This window comes from Ruegeria sp. SCP11 (assembly GCF_040329455.1).
GTDB classification, from domain to species: Bacteria; Pseudomonadota; Alphaproteobacteria; order Rhodobacterales; family Rhodobacteraceae; genus Ruegeria; species Ruegeria atlantica_E.
This window is the reverse complement of record NZ_JBDZYG010000060.1, coordinates 1-368: the sequence shown is the minus strand read 5'-3', so window position 1 is coordinate 368 and position 368 is coordinate 1. Positions and strand designations below refer to the sequence as shown.

The 368-nt window shown below is 64.4% G+C and carries 1 protein-coding gene; it reads left to right on the top strand.

Annotation, left to right across the window (positions count from 1 at the left end):
• On the top strand, positions 1 to 368 hold a 368-nt coding region (locus ABLN94_RS24620; protein ID WP_352997356.1), incomplete at both ends, for a cadherin repeat domain-containing protein.

The following is a 368-nucleotide window of genomic DNA, read 5'->3' as shown; positions in this document are numbered from 1 at the left end:
CCGACGGATATCACGCTGTCCAACGCCTCCGTCGACGAGAACGCGGCGGGCGCGATCATCGGCGACCTGACGGTGACGGATCCGGACGATGGCGACAGCCATACCTTCTCCGTCGATGACGCCCGGTTCGAAGTCGTGGCCGGCCAGCTGAAGCTCAAGGCCGGCGAGGCGCTGGATCACGAGACCGAGGACACGGTCAATGTCGAAGTGACCGCCGAGGATACCGGCTCCCTGACCTATAGCGAAACTTTCGTCATCACCGTCAACGACCTGAACGAGGCCCCGACGGATATCACGCTGTCCAACGCCTCCGTCGACGAGAACGCGGCGGGCGCGATCATCGGCGACCTGACGGTGACGGATCCGGA